15 protein-coding genes and 1 pseudogene are annotated in these 16735 nt (G+C 59.0%); 6 read left to right on the top strand and 10 right to left on the bottom strand.

Features of this window, described 5'->3' with window-relative positions; all coding sequences use genetic code 11:
- Positions 1 to 51: 51 nt before the first annotated feature.
- The 4 genes from kdpC to kdpF form a co-directional block, all read right to left on the bottom strand.
- On the bottom strand, positions 52 to 597 hold the full coding sequence (gene kdpC / locus CUN63_RS22325; RefSeq protein WP_129442509.1) for a potassium-transporting ATPase subunit KdpC: 546 nt from the start codon (positions 595 to 597) through the stop codon (positions 52 to 54).
- Positions 598 to 753: 156 nt separating this feature from the next.
- Entirely contained in the window at positions 754 to 2811 is a 2058-nt protein-coding gene (gene kdpB / locus CUN63_RS22320; RefSeq protein WP_129442507.1) for a potassium-transporting ATPase subunit KdpB, read from the bottom strand.
- A 10-nt stretch (positions 2812 to 2821) separates the two neighbouring features.
- A complete protein-coding gene (gene kdpA, locus CUN63_RS22315; RefSeq protein ID WP_129442504.1) occupies positions 2822 to 4516 on the bottom strand; it encodes a potassium-transporting ATPase subunit KdpA in 1695 nt (564 codons plus the stop codon).
- An 8-nt stretch (positions 4517 to 4524) separates the two neighbouring features.
- A complete protein-coding gene (gene kdpF / locus CUN63_RS22310) occupies positions 4525 to 4614 on the bottom strand; it encodes a K(+)-transporting ATPase subunit F (RefSeq protein ID WP_007899818.1) in 90 nt (29 codons plus the stop codon).
- Positions 4615 to 4921: 307 nt separating this feature from the next.
- On the opposite strand from kdpF, the gene rfbB reads away from it, so the two are divergent.
- From rfbB to CUN63_RS22285, 5 genes are all read left to right on the top strand, one after another.
- Positions 4922 to 6004 (top strand): dTDP-glucose 4,6-dehydratase, encoded by a 1083-nt coding sequence (rfbB, locus tag CUN63_RS22305; protein ID WP_129442502.1) that lies wholly within the window; start codon positions 4922 to 4924, stop codon positions 6002 to 6004.
- Positions 6001 to 6882, top strand: coding sequence for a glucose-1-phosphate thymidylyltransferase RfbA (rfbA, locus tag CUN63_RS22300; protein ID WP_129442499.1), 882 nt, complete (start codon positions 6001 to 6003; stop codon positions 6880 to 6882). Before rfbB ends, rfbA begins: the two co-directional genes overlap by 4 nt.
- 64 nt (positions 6883 to 6946) lie before the next feature.
- The gene (gene rfbD / locus CUN63_RS22295; RefSeq protein ID WP_129442497.1) at positions 6947 to 7816 is read left to right on the top strand and encodes a dTDP-4-dehydrorhamnose reductase; all 870 of its coding nucleotides are present in this window, start codon (positions 6947 to 6949) and stop codon (positions 7814 to 7816) included.
- 197 nt (positions 7817 to 8013) lie between these two features.
- Positions 8014 to 9378 carry an ethanolamine permease gene (gene eat, locus CUN63_RS22290; protein ID WP_129442494.1) on the top strand — a complete coding sequence of 455 codons (1365 nt, stop codon included), beginning with the start codon at positions 8014 to 8016 and terminating at the stop codon, positions 9376 to 9378.
- Between the two features lie 222 nt (positions 9379 to 9600).
- Positions 9601 to 9768, top strand: coding sequence for a DUF2897 family protein (locus CUN63_RS22285; RefSeq protein WP_064678955.1), 168 nt, complete (start codon positions 9601 to 9603; stop codon positions 9766 to 9768).
- Positions 9769 to 9922: 154 nt separating this feature from the next.
- Here CUN63_RS22285 and CUN63_RS22280 read toward each other — a convergent pair whose 3' ends face one another.
- Together CUN63_RS22280 and CUN63_RS22275 are read right to left on the bottom strand one after the other, a co-directional pair.
- The gene (locus CUN63_RS22280; protein ID WP_129442491.1) at positions 9923 to 10774 is read right to left on the bottom strand and encodes a DUF1989 domain-containing protein; all 852 of its coding nucleotides are present in this window, start codon (positions 10772 to 10774) and stop codon (positions 9923 to 9925) included.
- Between the two features lie 15 nt (positions 10775 to 10789).
- A complete protein-coding gene (locus CUN63_RS22275) occupies positions 10790 to 11443 on the bottom strand; it encodes a GntR family transcriptional regulator (RefSeq protein ID WP_129442489.1) in 654 nt (217 codons plus the stop codon).
- Between the two features lie 176 nt (positions 11444 to 11619).
- Between CUN63_RS22275 and CUN63_RS22270 the strand changes: the two genes are divergently transcribed.
- Positions 11620 to 12177: a TetR/AcrR family transcriptional regulator gene (locus CUN63_RS22270; RefSeq protein WP_129442486.1), complete on the top strand. Its 558-nt coding sequence runs from the start codon at positions 11620 to 11622 to the stop codon at positions 12175 to 12177.
- On the opposite strand, the gene fabF is transcribed toward CUN63_RS22270, so the two are convergent.
- The 4 genes and pseudogenes from fabF to CUN63_RS22250 form a co-directional block, all read right to left on the bottom strand.
- Positions 12174 to 13448, bottom strand: coding sequence for a beta-ketoacyl-ACP synthase II (gene fabF, locus CUN63_RS22265; protein WP_129442483.1), 1275 nt, complete (start codon positions 13446 to 13448; stop codon positions 12174 to 12176). The two genes, CUN63_RS22270 and fabF, sit on opposite strands and share 4 nt — an antisense overlap.
- A 32-nt stretch (positions 13449 to 13480) precedes the next feature.
- Positions 13481 to 14275 carry an SDR family oxidoreductase gene (locus CUN63_RS22260; protein WP_129442480.1) on the bottom strand — a complete coding sequence of 265 codons (795 nt, stop codon included), beginning with the start codon at positions 14273 to 14275 and terminating at the stop codon, positions 13481 to 13483.
- Between the two features lie 342 nt (positions 14276 to 14617).
- Entirely contained in the window at positions 14618 to 14953 is a 336-nt protein-coding gene (locus CUN63_RS22255; protein ID WP_129442477.1) for a helix-hairpin-helix domain-containing protein, read from the bottom strand.
- Positions 14954 to 15066: 113 nt separating this feature from the next.
- Positions 15067 to 16720: pseudogene (locus CUN63_RS22250) on the bottom strand (polysaccharide biosynthesis protein); the annotation flags it as partial.
- Positions 16721 to 16735 lie beyond the last annotated feature (15 nt).

Here is a 16735-nt window from a genome sequence, read left to right as displayed (position 1 = left end):
CGCAGATCCAGTGTGGGAGCGGGCTTGCTCGCGAATGGCGCCACCACCGTTCTACAGGCTTTCCAGCGCCATGTTCAGCGCCAACACGTTCACCACCGGCGGCCCCACCAATGGCTGCTCGATATGCGCATCCATCAACTGCTGAAGCGTAGACACCGGCAAATTGCGCGCTGCCGCAACACGCGCCAGTTGATAGGCAATCGCGGCCGGTGGCAAGTGTGGATCGAGGCCGCTGCCGGAGGTGGTGACCATTGCCAATGGCACCGGACCCTGGCCCGGCACCAGCAGCTTGTTGGCATCGTCGATCACCCGAGTAGCCAGGGCCGGGTTGCTCGGCGAGAGGTTGCTGGCACTGCTCGACACGGTAGCAAAGGCACCGGCCGATGGCCGTGGATGGAACCAGGCGTCGCCGACAAAATCTTGCGCAATCAGTGAGGAACCGCGGACCTTGCCATCGGCGTCGTGTACGAGGCTGCCGTTGGCCTGGTCCGGGAATGCGACCTGGGCGACACCGGTGACCACCAGTGGATAGGCGACGCCGGTGATCAGGGTCATCAGGACGAGCAGGCTCAGGGCCGGACGTATCATTGTGGACATTTCAGAATCCTCGAAATCAGTGAACAAGTGCAGCGTTCAGTCAGGTGAACCGTGTCGTGTTTTTCGCGAGCAAGCCCGCTCCCACATTTGAAACGCATTCCCCTGTGGGAGCGGGCTTGCTCGCGAAGGCGGTGTGCCTGGCACACCGCGCCAGGGTCAAACCAGATGCAATGCGGTCAACAACATGTCGATCGCCTTGATCCCCACAAACGGCACCACAATCCCGCCCAATCCATAGATCAACAGATTGCGTCGCAGCAACGCCGCCGCACTCGCCGCCTGCACGCGCACACCGCGCAATGCCAGCGGAATCAGCACCACAATGATCAAGGCGTTGAACACGATCGCCGAGAGAATCGCGCTCTGCGGACTGCTCAGGTGCATGACGTTGAGAACGCCCAGTTGCGGATAAATTGAGGCGAACAGCGCCGGCAAAATCGCGAAGTATTTGGCCACGTCGTTGGCGATGGAAAACGTCGTCAGCGCACCGCGGGTCACCAGCAATTCCTTGCCAATCTGCACCACGTCCAACAGCTTGGTCGGATCGCTGTCGAGGTCGACCATGTTCGCCGCTTCGCGCGCCGCTTGCGTCCCATCGTTCATCGCCATGCCCACGTCTGCCTGGGCCAGGGCCGGGGCGTCGTTGGCGCCGTCGCCGCACATGGCGACCAGGCGACCGTCGTTCTGTTCATGACGAATGCGCGCCAGTTTTTTCTCCGGCGTGGCTTCGGCCAGCACGTCATCGACGCCCGCCTCGGCCGCAATCGCCGCAGCGGTCAGCGGGTTGTCGCCAGTCACCATGACGGTGCGGATGCCCAGTTTGCGCAGCTCGGCAAAACGCTCGCGGATGCCGGGTTTGACCACGTCTTTGAGGTGGATCGCGCCGAGTAATTTACCGTCGACGCAGACCAGCAACGGGGTGCCGCCGCTCTGGGCGATCTTGTCGATTTCCCGGGACAGAGGCGCGGCCAGATCGGCGCGTTTCAGGTCGACGAACGCCAGCAACGAATCCACCGCGCCTTTGCGATACACGCGGCCTTGATAGTCGACACCAGACAGACGCGTCTCGGCGCTGAACGGTACGGCGGTGAGCAACTCGGTGGCAGGCTCAGGTTGTGGCTGAGTGCTGCGCAGGTACTCGACGATGGATTTACCTTCAGCCGTGTCATCGGCCAGCGAGGCGAACAATGCACCCTCGGCGAGTTCCTTGGCGGTGACGCCAGGTGCTGCGTAAACCGCGGTGCAACGACGGTTACCGAAGGTGATGGTGCCGGTCTTGTCCAGCAGCAGGACGTGCACGTCCCCCGCCGCTTCCACGGCGCGACCGGATTTGGCGATCACATTCAGGTGCACCAGACGGTCCATCCCGGCGATACCGATGGCCGATAACAGACCGCCAATGGTGGTCGGAATCAGCGTGACCAATAACGCCACCAGGAACACCAGCGGCAGGCTGCCGTTGGCGAAGTGGGCGAACGGTTGCAGGGTGACGACCACCAACAGGAAGATCAGGGTCAGGCCGATCAGCAGGATGTCGAGCGCCACTTCGTTCGGGGTTTTCTGGCGTTTGGCGCCTTCGACCAGGGCGATCATGCGATCGAGTGTCGACTCGCCCGGGTTGGCGGTGATGCGCACCAACAGCCAGTCGGAGACCAGGCGAGTGTTGCCGGTGACGGCCGAACGGTCGCCGCCGGATTCGCGAATCACCGGCGCGGATTCACCGGTAATCGCCGCTTCGTTGACCGCTGCGATACCTTCGATCACCTCGCCGTCACCGGGGATCATTTCCCCCGTTTCAACGCGGACCACATCGCCCTTGCGCAGGCTGGTGGCCGGCACAACCTGAAAGGCGTCGTTGCTGGTTTTGCGCCGGGCACTCAGGCCTTCGCTACCGGCCTTGAGGCTGTCGGCGCGGGCCTTGCCGCGACCTTCGGCCAGTGCTTCGGCGAAGTTGGCAAACAGCACGGTGAACCACAACCACAAGGCGATTTGCGCGGCGACAAAGGTCGGCACGCTGCTGTCGGGAATAAAGCACAGCACAGTGGTCAGGATCGCGGTCAGTTCGACCACCAGCATCACCGGCGCACGCTGCAATTGCCGAGGGTCGAGCTTGACGAAGGCTTGCACCAGCGCCGGGCGCCAGAGGGCCGAGATCGCGGTTTTCGGTTGTTCCGGCGCTTTGACGGCAGCGGCTTTAGTTGCGGGCATATTCATCATTAACTCCTTAGAAGCCCAGGCTCAGATGTTCAGCGATTGGACCCAGCGCCAATGTCGGCAGGAAGGTCAAACCACCCACCAGCAAAATGGTCACGGTCAGCAAGGTCACGAACAGCGGGCCGTGAGTCGGGAAGCTGTTCTGGCCGATCGGTGCGGTTTTCTTCATCGCCAGGCTACCGGCCAGAGCCAGTACCGGAAGGATGTAACCGAAGCGACCGATCAACATGCCAAGGCCCAGCATCAGGTTGTGGAACGCTGTGTTCGCCCCAAATCCAGCGAACGCCGAACCGTTGTTCGCACTGGCCGAGGTGTAGGCATAAAGCAACTGACTGAAACCGTGAGGACCGGGGTTGCTCACCGCCGCGACCGGGCCTGGCAGGCTGGCGGCAATCGCGCCGAGTACCAGCACACCGACCGGCATCACCAGCAAGGTCACCACCAACAGTTGCACTTCTTTGGCCTGGAGTTTCTTGCCAAGGTATTCCGGGGTGCGGCCGATCATCAGGCCGGCGAGGAACACCGCGATCAACACGTTCAGCAACATGCCGTAGAGCCCGGCACCGACGCCGCCGAAGATCACTTCGCCGACCATCATGTTGACCAGCGCGACCATGCCGCTCAGCGGGTTGAGGCTGTCGTGCATGCCGTTGACCGAACCGTTGGACGCCGCAGTGGTGGTCACCGACCACAGCACCGTGGCGGTCGTGCCGAAGCGTGCTTCCTTGCCTTCCAGCGGCGCGGTCTGTTCGACGGCGACATTGTTCAGGGTCGGGTTCGGTTGATATTCAGCCCACAGCGACGTCGCGCCGCCGATCAGGAACAGCGCCAGCATGCAGGCGATGATCGCGCGGCTCTGACGCAGGTCTTTCACGTAGTGGCCGAAGGTGAACACCAGCGCCACCGGGATCAGAATGATCGAGCCGACTTCAAACAGGTTGCTCCACGCCGTCGGGTTCTCGAACGGGTGCGCCGAGTTGACGCCGAAGAAGCCACCGCCGTTGGTGCCCAGTTGCTTGATCGCAATCTGGCTGGCGGCCGGGCCGAGCGGGATCACCTGATCGACGCCTTGCATCGTCACCGCATTCACGTAGTGCGCGAAGGTTTGCGGCACGCCCTGCCAGACCAGGTACAGCGCCAACAGCAGGCACAACGGCAGCAAGCCATAGAGGGTGGCGCGGGTCATGTCGACCCAGAAGTTGCCGAGGGTTTTGCTCGACTTGCGACCAATACCGCGACACAAGGCAACCAACACGGCGAGGCCGGTGGCGGCGCTGACGAAGTTCTGCACGGTGAGGCCGACCATCTGACTCAGGTAGCTCAGGGTCGCTTCGCCGCTGTAGGACTGCCAGTTGGTATTGGTCATGAAGCTGACGGCAGTGTTGAACGCTTGCGTCCACTCCTGACCCGGCAGGTTTTGCGGGTTCAGCGGCAAGTAATCCTGAAACAGCAGGATCGCGAACAACAGCAAAAAGCCTGCGAGGTTAAAGGCGAGCAAGGCCAGGGTGTATTTCTGCCAGCTCTGTTCGGCCTGCGGATCGACGTCGGCCACCCGATAACATCCACGCTCCACCGGTTCGAGAATCGGCGAAAGCCAGGTGCGCTGCCCTTCCATCACCTTGTAGTAGAAGCGCCCCAGAAACGGCGCCGGGATCAGCACCAGGGCGAAGAAGGCGAGGATCAGCCAATAGTCATAACTGTGCATAGCCGCTCCTAGTTCCGGTCCGCGCGTAACAGCGCAACCAACAGATAAATGAACAGCCCCACTGCCAATAGCAGTGACACCCCGTCCAGAACGCTCATGGAAGTTCTCCGTGTTACGGCGTATTGCCGCGTGTGGAGTCATTGTCGGGAGGGAGGCTGTAAAGGAGCGAGATCGAGGGTGTTGGCTGGGCATAAAGAAAGCGTAAAGAGTGGATTTACGCTAGGGTTACGCTGGTGTCTGGGGGCATACAACACCCTTCCGGGTTTTATCAGGCGTCTCTATCGTCCTGCATCGATGGATAAGACTCCACAAAACCAAAGTGGGATGAACAACCTATTGCACCACCCCGCTCCTGCCGACAAAATATGACGTTTGCGTTTCGACTACTGAAAAAGGCTGGCCAACATGCGTATCCTCATCACCGGCGGTGCCGGTTTCATTGGCTCTGCCTTGATTCGCGAGCTGATCCGGCACACCGAGCATGAAGTGCTCAACCTGGACAAGCTGACCTACGCCGGCAATCTCGAATCGCTGACCGGCATTGCCAACGACACTCGCTACGAGTTCGTTCAAGCCGATATCGTTGATCAGGCAACCGTCAGCGCAGTGCTGACACGTTTCCAGCCGCAGGCGATCATGCACCTGGCAGCGGAATCCCACGTCGACCGTTCCATCGACGGACCTTCGGATTTCATCCAGACCAACATCGTCGGCACCTACAGCCTGCTGGAGGCCACCCGCGCCTATTGGCAAACCCTCGCCGAGCCGGAAAAAAGCGCCTTCCGTTTCCATCACATCTCCACTGACGAGGTCTATGGCGACCTGCATGGCGCCGATGATCTGTTTACGGAAACGACGCCCTACGCCCCGAGCTCGCCTTACTCCGCCAGCAAAGCGGCGTCCGACCACCTGGTCCGTGCCTGGCAGCGCACCTATGGCCTGCCGGTGCTGTTGACCAACTGCTCGAACAATTACGGGCCGTTCCACTTCCCCGAAAAATTGATTCCGCTGGTCATCCTCAATGCCTTGGCCGGCAAGCCGCTGCCGGTGTACGGCGATGGCCTGCAAATCCGCGACTGGCTATTCGTCGAAGATCACGCCCGGGCGCTGCTCAAAGTGGTGACCACCGGCATCGTCGGCGAGACCTACAACATCGGCGGGCACAACGAACAAAAGAATATCGACGTGGTGCGTGGCCTCTGCGCCCTGCTTGAAGAACTGGCACCGCGCAAGCCCGAGGGTGTCGCGCACTACGCCGACCTGATCACGTTCGTCCAGGATCGTCCTGGCCATGACCTGCGCTACGCGATCGATGCCAGCAAGATCGAACACGAACTGGGCTGGGTACCCGAAGAGACCTTCGAAACCGGCCTTCGCAAAACCGTTCAGTGGTACTTGAACAACCTTGAGTGGTGCCGTCGTGTTCAGGATGGCAGCTACCAAGGTGAACGCCTTGGTGCCATCAATCCCCAGGAGCTTCATGCATGATGAAAGGTATCGTTTTGGCAGGCGGCTCGGGCACACGCCTGCATCCGATCACGCTCGGTGTGTCCAAACAGCTGTTGCCGGTCTACGACAAACCGATGATCTATTACCCGATTTCGGTCCTGATGCTGGCCGGCATCAAAGACATTTTGGTGATCTCTACTCCCCAGGATCTGCCCCAGTACCGCAATCTGCTGGGTGATGGCAGTCAGTTCGGGATCAATTTCAGCTATGCCGAGCAGCCGTCACCGGATGGTCTGGCCCAGGCTTTTCTGATTGGCGAAAGGTTCATTGGCAATGATCCAGTGTGCCTGATCCTCGGCGACAACATTTTCCATGGTCAACACTTTGGCGAGCAGTTGCAAAACGCGGCAACACGCACTTCTGGCGCTACCGTGTTCGGCTATTGGGTCAAAGACCCGGAGCGATTCGGCGTGATTGATTTCGACAGCCAGGGCCGTGCCCTGTCGATCGAAGAAAAGCCGAAAATACCGAAATCCAGCTATGCCGTCACCGGCCTGTATTTCTACGACAACGATGTAATCAGGATCGCCAAAGCGGTAAAGCCTTCGCCTCGCGGCGAGCTGGAAATCACCGACGTCAACAATGCGTATCTCAAACGGGGAGACCTGCAGGTCGAGCGCTTCGGCCGTGGTTTCGCCTGGCTCGACACCGGCACCCACGACAGCTTGCTCGATGCCTCTCAGTACGTGCAGACCATCGAACATCGACAAGGCTTGAAAGTCGCCTGCCTCGAAGAGATCGCTTATGAAAAGAAATGGATCAACCGCGAACAGCTGCTGGAGCGTGCCCGCTACTTCGGCAAGACAGGGTATGGCCAGTACCTGGCCAAGCTCGCCGGGGATGAACAATGGATGTGAATGAAACCGATCTGCGCGGCGTAGTGATCATCGGTAAAAGCCTGCAAGAGGTTGATCTGCTCCCATGAGAGTTCTCATCAGCGGCCAGCATGGTCAGGTCTCACGCGAACTGCAGCGTCGACTGGGGGGGGTCGGCGAGTTGATCGTGCTGGGTCGCGATCAACTCGATCTGGCACAACCCGAGCAGATTCGCCAACAGGTACAAAAGGTTCGTCCAGATCTGATCATCAACGCGGCGGCCCACACAGCGGTCGATCTGGCTGAAAGCGAGCCGGAAACAGCCTTTGCCATCAACGCCGTGGCCCCTCGCATCTTTGCCGAAGAAGCACTGATGCTTGGCATCCCGCTGATTCACTACTCCACCGATTATGTATTCGACGGCATGAAGGTCGGGCCTTACAACGAAGACGACACGCCAAACCCGCTCGGGGTTTACGGCAAGAGCAAACTGGCCGGTGAACGGGCGATCACTGACGTGCAAGGCAAACATCTTGTCCTGCGTACCAGCTGGGTCTATTCGACCCATGGCCGCAATTTCCTGCTGACGATGCAACGCCTGCTGCAAGAGAGACCGGAAGTACGCATTGTCGCCGATCAGATCGGCGCACCTACCTGGGCAGGCACAATTGCCAATAGCACCCTTGCCCTGATCGAACGCTGGCAGGCAGGTCAGGCCGCTACCTGGGGTACATATCATCTGACCGCACAGGGGGAAACCTCTTGGTTCGGCTTCGCCCAGGCCATTGGCGAAGCGTTACGGCAACAGGGAAAGCCCTGCGCAAACCTGCTGCCGATTCCCTCCAGCGATTACCCGACACCGGCGGCCCGACCGCTCAACTCATGTCTTGATTGCAGTCGCCTGCAACGTGAATGGGGCGTCAGGCAACCTGACTGGCAAATTGCGCTGCATGAGTGTCTTGCCGAGCAAGGTTAAACCTACCAACAGGACTTGCCCACGAAGACGGCAAAACCGCCACCAGCGCCTCCAACTGGAGCACCCATTTGCGCACATCGAGCGGCAAACATCCCCGATACGACGCCTTTCTGCACTTTACGACCGTCTTCGCAACACTGGCACGCCCACTGCAAACGCCCTCTCCCGAGCTTTCCAAACCGTTCAGGGAGCAACGCATGAACACACAACTCAAACCCACGCTGGGCACGCTGCACCTGTGGGGCATTGCGGTCGGGCTGGTGATTTCCGGTGAATACTTCGGCTGGAGTTACGGCTGGGGCGTGGCGGGTACACTCGGCTTTCTGGTGACGTCCTTTATGGTCGCCACCATGTACACGTGCTTCATCTTCAGTTTCACCGAGCTGACCACCGCGATTCCTCACGCTGGTGGTCCCTTTGCCTACAGCCGCCGCGCCTTTGGCGAGAAAGGCGGACTGATCGCGGGGCTGGCGACACTGATTGAATTCGTCTTCGCCCCACCCGCCATCGCACTGGCGATCGGTGCCTACCTCAACGTGCAGTTTCCTGCCCTCGACCCGAAACACGCCGCGGTCGGTGCCTACATCGTGTTCATGGGCCTGAACATCCTCGGGGTGAAACTGGCCGCAACCTTCGAATTGGTGGTCTGCGTTCTCGCAGTGGCCGAACTGTTGGTGTTCATGGGCGTGGTCGCCCCGGCGTTCAGCTTCAGTAACTTCGCGCTGAACGGCTGGGCCGGTTCCGATGTGTTCGGCGCGCCGGCGATTGCCGGGATGTTCGCGGCGATTCCCTTCGCCATCTGGTTTTTCCTGGCCATCGAAGGCGCCGCCATGGCCGCCGAAGAAGCCAAGGATCCGAAACGCACCATTCCGAAGGCCTACATCAGCGGCATTCTGACGTTGGTATTGCTGGCAATGGGTGTGATGTTCTTTGCCGGCGGCGTCGGTGACTGGCGCACCTTGTCGAACATCAACGATCCGCTGCCGCAAGCGATGAAAACCGTGGTCGGCCAAAGCTCGGGCTGGTTGCACATGCTGGTGTGGATCGGACTGTTCGGCCTGGTGGCGAGTTTCCACGGAATCATCCTCGGCTACTCGCGGCAGTTCTTCGCCCTCGCCCGGGCCGGTTACCTGCCGGCATCTCTGGCCAAGTTGTCGCGCTTTCAGACCCCGCACCGGGCAATCATCGCCGGGGGCGTGATCGGCATTGCAGCGATTTATAGCGATGGTTTGATCAACCTGGGCGGCATGACGCTGACGGCGGCGATGATCACGATAGCGGTCTTCGGGGCGATCGTGATGTACATCATGAGCATGCTCAGCCTGTTCAAACTGCGCAAAACCGAACCGAATCTGGAGCGCACCTTTCGCGCGCCGTGCTATCCGTTGGTGCCGTTCATTGCGCTGGTACTGGCGGTGGTCTGCCTGGTGGCAATGGCCTGGTTCAACACGTTGATCGGGATGATCTTCCTGGGCTTTATGGCGGTGGGGTTCGTGTACTTCATGCTCACGGCGCAACTGCGTGCCGATGCACCGGCGGACGCGATGCTGACCGGCTTATAAAGACGCGATCCGCGTAGGAGCTGCCGAAGGCTGCGATCTTTTGATCTTTAGTGCTCGTAATGACGCCAAAATCAAAAGATCGCAGCCTTCGGCAGCTCCTACGGGGTATGTGCAAGATGTAACAGGCATAGAATGGAACCACTGCGAAAATTAATCGCTCAAAGTGGTATGCACGATCGGTTGGCGAAACCCGCCAATCGGCCTGCCCTCAAGGAGAGCCCTATGCCCTGGTATGCCTGGTTGATTCTGGTCGTTGCAATCGGCTCGATCGTTGGTGGTTTGATGATGTTGCGTGACACCGCCAACAAGGTCGAACTGACCGAGGAGCAACGCAAACGCGTCGCTGAACGCAACGCGCAAGCGGATGCCAAGGATGCGCAGGACCGCTAGATCAAAAGATCAAAAGATCAAAAGATCAAAAGATCAAAAGATCAAAAGATCAAAAGATCGCAGCCTTCGGCAGCTCCTACAGGGTTTTGCGCCAAGCACGACCAATGTAGGAGCTGCCGAAGGTTCGGGCCGCGTTCGGACGATCTTTTTCGCTTTATTTCTCCCAGTCAGCCTTGGCAATGTGCAAGCCATGCAAACCTTTGTACGCTGCACGCTCGGGCTGGCTCCAACCTTCGAGCAATGAATCCTCCAACGCGTAGATTTCCACCCCGAGCGGGCGACACACGCTTAGCGGGTCCTGCGCATCCGGCCCCCACATGGCCAGCGACAGATCACCGCCCGGGCAGGTCGAGAGTGCACACAGCAGATCGATTTCGGCAAAAAACTCCAGGTAATCACCCTTCTGCGCCGGACAGGCTTTCATGAAATACATGTCATCGTGGTTCAGGCCCGTGCACTGGAAAATGTTCAGTACGTCATGCACGTCGAACTCGGTCAGCCCATGAGGTAGCACTGCGCGGGTCAGGTTCGAGTGGCAGTGATGATGGAAGTCTTCACCGGTGAGCATTTTGTTCACATAAGGGTCGCAGCGGGTGCCGAGCAAATCGTGCAAGCGACCGCCATGTTCGTCGATGCCGTAACCGGCCAGGCTGTCGTCGGTGATGGTCACCAGCGGCCGCAGAAAAGGCAGGTTCGACCAAAGCCGGTCATGAGTGCTGACGTGTGCGCCCTGTAACTGCCGGGTCCGTGCCGCCCACAAACGCTCCCGGGGATCGTTGGCATTCCAGACGTTGAAATCCCCGACTTGCGGCCCGACGGGCGTGGTCACCCGGAACACATGCCCGGCTGGCACTTTCCAGGCGCGACCGGTGCGGATCGGCACCTCGAACTCCTCGATCAGCGTGCGCCCCTCCTTGTCATCGCGAATCCGTTCGTAGAAGGCTGTGTCCACTTGCAAGGCTGAGCCTTTGCTGACTTGATAGGCCGCCGGATAGTCTTTGTACATGGCACGAATCCTCGATCAGTGATGGGAAATTGGGGCAAGCATCTGCAGCAGGAGGTGTTCGGAATCGTCGAGATACAGGCTCATGGCGTCCTCGGCTGAGCGTTTGTCGCCCTCGGCCAACAACTCGTGGATCTGCCGGTCACGCGCCAGCCAGGGCGCCTGAAAACGAGATTCATCGGGGGCGGTGCAGAACACCAGGCGCAATTGCGCGACGACGTTGGTGAAGAACTCATCGAATAGTGGACTGCGCAGCAATCCAACGATGTGTTGATGAAAGGCCAGGCTGTGGGTGCCGACAGCACGCCAGTCTTCGCGCTCCCGGGCAAGCTCGGTGGCTTCCAGGGCTTCGAGCATCCGGTCGGATTGATAGTCGCGCAGCGGCTGACTCGCGCTGATGGCCTGCAACTCCAGGGTGCGCCTGACCTTGAACAGATCCCGCACGTCTTCGACGCCCAGCCTGCGCACCATCACGCCCTTGTTGCGCACATAACGGGTCAGACCTTCCTGCCCCAGGCGATGCAGCGCTTCGCGAATGGTATTGCGGGATGCGTTGTAGGCAGACACCAGATCGTTTTCCACCAACGCCATGCCGGGCAGCAAACGGCCGCCAATAATGTCGGCGCGCAACTCAAGGGTGATGTGGTCGGCCAGGGACAGTCCGCTGTTCATACTCTTTGCCTAGTGATTGTTCAACAATCGTCAGTTAATGAGTAATCATTATTCGTGCCACCTGTTAATACAACGTTCTACCAAGATCGACGCATCTGCATGCTTTTTAGAAGTAGAAGTACAATCACCATCCCATTTTCATTGGTTAATATGGCGCATTGTTGCGGAGATACCCGATGCGTTACTCGCAGGACCATAAAGCCCAGACCCACCAACGCATCATCAAGGAAGCGTCAGCGCGCTTTCGCCGCGATGGCATTGGCGCGACAGGTCTGCAACCGCTGATGAAAGCACTGGGCCTGACTCACGGCGGCTTCTACTCGCATTTCAAGTCCAAAGACGAACTGGTGGAAAAGGCTTTGCAAGCCGCGGGCGAGCAGGTCGATGTGATTTGCGCCGAGCTCTTCGCTCAGGATCGTCCACTGGAAGCGTTCATCGACGCCTATTTGTCCGAATGGCACCAGACTTCACCCGATGAAGGTTGCCCGTTACCGACCATGTCATCGGAACTCGGCCTGCGCGGGCAGCAGAGCCCGACCACTGACGTGGTGCTCAACGCACGGCTTGAACAAGTGCAAGGCACCCTTGAAGGCGACAACGCTGCCGACGACAGCGTCGTCATCATGTCGACGCTGGTCGGAGCCTTACTGCTGTCACGCAGTGTCGAGGATCCCGAGCTGGCTCAGCGGATTCTCGACGTGACTCGCGCCTATCTCAAACAGTCCCGCGACTAACCCTCCCAGCGCTTGAACAGCACGCTGGCATTCACCCCACCAAACCCGAAGCCATTCGACAGCGCATATTCGATGGCCATCGGCCGCGCCTGGCCGTGGACGATGTCCACGCCTTGGGCGGCGGGGTCCGGGTTATCGAAGTTGAGGGTGGCCGGCACGACCTGATCGCGAATTGCCAACAGCGTGAAGATCGCCTCGATACCGCCCGCTGCGCCGAGCAAATGCCCGGTGGCCGATTTGGTCGATGTCACGGCGATTTTGTTATCCGTGCCGAACAACGCCTTGATGGCCGCCAACTCTCCCAAGTCCCCGACCGGGGTCGAGGTTGCGTGAGCATTGAGATGCTGCACCTGCGCCGGCGAAATGCCCGCCTGGGCCAACGCCAGCGACATCGCCCGTTGCGCACCGCTGCCATCCTCGGGACCCGCCGTCAGGTGATAGGCATCGGCACTGGTGCCATAACCGACCAATTCCGCCAGCGGTTTAGCACCGCGAGCCAAGGCATGCTCCAGCGACTCAATCACCAGAAGGCCTGCACCCTCCCCCATGACAAAGCCATCGCGGCCACTGTCGAACGGCCGCGAGGCACGCTCCGGGGTGTCGTTGAAACCGCTGGACAAGGCGCGAGCAGCGGCAAACCCGGCGAGACTGACGCGATCGATCGCCGCTTCCGCGCCGCCACATACCGCGATGTCTGCCTCGCCACAACGAATCAACCGCGCCGCATCACCAATCGCCTGGACCCCGGCCGCGCAAGCTGTCACCGGCGCACCCAATGGCCCCTTGAAACCGTGCTGGATCGACACATGACCCGCGGCGAGATTGACCAGAAATGAAGGAATGGTGAACGGCGACAGGCGTCGCGGCCCACGGCTGTCCGTGGTGCGCACCGCATCGGCTATCGCACCGAAACCACCCACGCCGGAACCGATAATAGTTGCCGTACGCTCCTGGGCACTGGCGTCCGCCGCTTGCCAACCGGCCTGCTCCAGCGCCTGACGCGCCGCTTCCATGGCGAACATAATGAAGCGGTCCATCTTCTTCTGCTCTTTGGGCGCCGTCGCCCGATCCGGGTCAAAACCCGCCTCGGGATCGTCAGCCAGCGTCGGCACTGCACCACCGACCTTGGCCGGCAAATCGGCAACCACCTCGTCCGGCAAATTGCGCAACCCGGAACGGCCGGCCAACAGTCGCGACCAGACGGCTTCGACGCGAGAGCCCAATGGCGACACCAGGCCCATGCCCGTTACAACTACTCGACGATCACTCATACCGCAAATACCTCAAGCCGATTCATGACGCCTCACGTGTAACGCGCGGCGGCCTTACTTTTGGAAAGATTCGGCGCCAATACATGACGCGCCGCAACGAAAGCATCCCAGTCGGCCGCATCCGGCAACGAAGGAATGGTGATCAACTCACCCTGATCCAGACCCGACAACGCCGCATCGACCATCTCCCCGGCTTCCATGACCATATCCGCCGGAATCTGCGTTGCGTCGATACCGGAGCGCTCCCAGATTTCGGTGCGTGTTACGCCTGGCAACACGGCCTGGACCTTGACCCCTGCGCCATCCAATTCAGCGTTCAACGACTGAGTCAGACTTAACACATATGCCTTGCTGGCGGTGTAAGTTGCGTTGAAGCGCTCGGGAAACAACGCCACCACCGACGCAATATTAATGATCGTGCCCCGACCCGCCTTGGCAAAACTGGCGGCCGCTGCCGATGCCAACCGCGTGACCGTCGTAACGTTCAGTTGAATCAAACGTTCCAGCTGATCCATGTCTGAGTTAGCCAACAACCCCTCGGACGCGACACCGGCATTATTCAGCAACAGGCTGATACTCGAATCGCTGCGAAGACGCTGTTCAAGTTTCAGCACATCATTCTTTTGCGTCAGATCCGCCTTCAGCACCTCAACCTGAACGCCATGCTCGGCGCGCAATTTGGTCGCCGCCGCTTCCAGCCGCTCTTGATCACGGGCGACCAATAACAAATCAAAACCACGCGCCGCCAACCGCTCGGCGTATATCGCGCCGATACCGGAAGAAGCACCGGTGACGAGGGCCGTACCTTGGGACTGGACAGAGTTCATGACTGTGCTCCTGGGAGATGCCTAAGGGAAAGACAAGCGCCCGAGGATCAGAGCGCTTGGCGAAAACCAATTTATTATAGGCATAATCTTATCTGTATATGATAGCCGTAATTTTTCTCATGTCGACGAAAGGCGCACCATCACAGCGTTCACCAGAAAGCAAAAAGGCCGATCAATGACCGCAATGCTGTTCACTTAAGGGAAACCGGCGCTTACCCCGAAATGGGAAAGCACCGTTTTTCTTGGACTTCGCCGCAGCACCGAAAAGCAAAAACCTTCGGTCAGCGGCTTAAGTGAACAGCATTGCGATCAATGACCGGCCCCTGGCGCTGACGTATAAGCTTAGTTCACCTCAAGCTTCTCGCGATTCTTATCCAGAATCGCTTTACCGATTCCCTTCACTTCAAGCAACTCGTCCACGGACGCAAACGGCCCATTACTCTCACGATAAGTAACAATCGCCTTGGCCTTGGCCTCGCCGACACCGGACAACTCGCGCTGAAGGGTTGGCGCATCGGCCTGATTCAGATCGACCTTGCCGGACTGTGCCTTGGGAGAAACTTCCAGCACCAAGGGTGCGTTGCCAGCCTCGGGTTTGGCCGTCGGCGCAGCAATGGCAGCAATAGAGGCGCTGGTGAGCAGGGCAAAAACCAGAGAGTAGAAATAGCCAGTACGCATAAATGAAGCTCCATGACATCGATTTGAGAAAGCAGCTTTTCCGAAGCTGCCTTCTAAACTTAGGCGATGTCTGGAGCCTGTCAAAAATGTGTCCGTTACAGGATGTGAAACAATCAGGGGTCGAGGCGACGTTGCTGGTAGATCCAGTCAACAATATCGCCGTCGGGGGTGTAGCCACTGACGGTTTCGCGCAGGATCTGACGGACACGACTGTAATCGTCATGATCGACAGCAATCAGCAACTCCCTCAAACGGCCCTTGAGTACATCCCAGGGCAAATGATCTTCGTTGGCAGTCATGATCATCGGATGTTGGGTCGCTGCCACGTTGTCGCCGATCACCAACTCCTCGTAAAGCTTCTCACCGGGAGGCAGCCCAGTGAACTCGATGGAGATGTCGCCTTGCAAATTTTTGTCCGAACGAACGCTCAAACCGGACAGGTGAATCATCTTCTCCGCCAGCTCGACAATCTTCACCGGCTCGCCCATTTCCAGAACAAACACATCACCGCCCTGCCCCATGGAACCCGCCTGGATCACCAGTTGCGCGGCTTCGGGGATGGTCATGAAATAGCGAGTGATTTTCGGGTGAGTGACCGTCAACGGCCCACCGGATTTGATCTTCGCTGTGGAACAGCGGGATCACTGAGCTGGAGGAACCCAGCACATTGCCAAAGCGCACCATGGTGAAACGAGTCTTGTTGACCCGGGAGACATTGGACTTGTCGCCGAACATCACTGGAGCAATCTCACGACTCAACGCCTGAAGCGTCATTTCGGCGAGACGCTTGGTACTCCCCATCACATTCGTGGGGCGCACAGCCTTGTCAGTGGAGATCAGCACAAAATTGGAAACACCGGACCGCAACGCAGCCTGCGCGGTATTGAGCGTGCCGATGACGTTGTTAAGCACGCCTTCGGCAATGTTGTGCTCGACCATTGGGACGTGCTTATACGCGGCAGCGTGGTAGACGGTGTCCACGCTCCAGGTTTTCATCACATCCAGAAGTTTGTCCTGGTGCCGGATGGAACCAAGAATTGGCAACAATCTGACCGGAATAGACCCCCGACAAGCGCGCTGCTCCAGTTCCGAGAGAATGCTGTATAGATTGAATTCGCTGTGCTCGAACAACAGAAGCGTCGTCGGGCCAAGCGAGAAGATCTGCCGGCAAAGCTCCGCGCCGATAGATCCGCCAGCCCCCGTGACCATGACTGTCTTGCCTTTGATACAACGTTCAAGCAGGTCTGGTTGCGCTGGTACCGAATCGCGCCCCAACAGGTCCGCGATATCCACTTCCTGGATGTCTTCGACCTTTACCCGGCCGCTGGCCAGATCGGAGAAGTTTGGAACGCTTCGGATGTGAAGCGGAAAACGCTCCAGGATAGTAAGAATTTCCCGACGTCGTGCGCGGGTAGATGACGGCAGAGCCAGGAGGATTTCCTGCGCGCCGGTTACGTCGATCATCTGTTGGATGTGTTTGGGTTTATAGACCTGGAGGCCCGAAATAGCGCGATCAGCGATGCTCGAATCATCGTCGATAAATGCCACAGGACGCATAACCCGCCCCATACGCAGTGCTGCGACAAGTTGATTGCCCGCTACGCCAGCACCATAAATGGCAACTTTGGTGAGGCCATCATCGCGATTGGTGAACGGTACGTGTTGGGAGGCATTGAACCAGTCGCCCATGAAGTATTGACGCATGCATAGGCGCAGGCCGCCGATGATGATGATGACGAGGCTAAGCCACCAATAATTGAAAATTATGACGTTTGAGTTACT

The organism is Pseudomonas sp. ACM7 (assembly GCF_004136015.1).
Classification (GTDB): domain Bacteria; phylum Pseudomonadota; class Gammaproteobacteria; order Pseudomonadales; family Pseudomonadaceae; genus Aquipseudomonas; species Aquipseudomonas frigoris.
The sequence above is the reverse complement of the archived record's forward strand: the minus strand, read 5'-3'. Positions and strand labels throughout refer to the sequence as shown.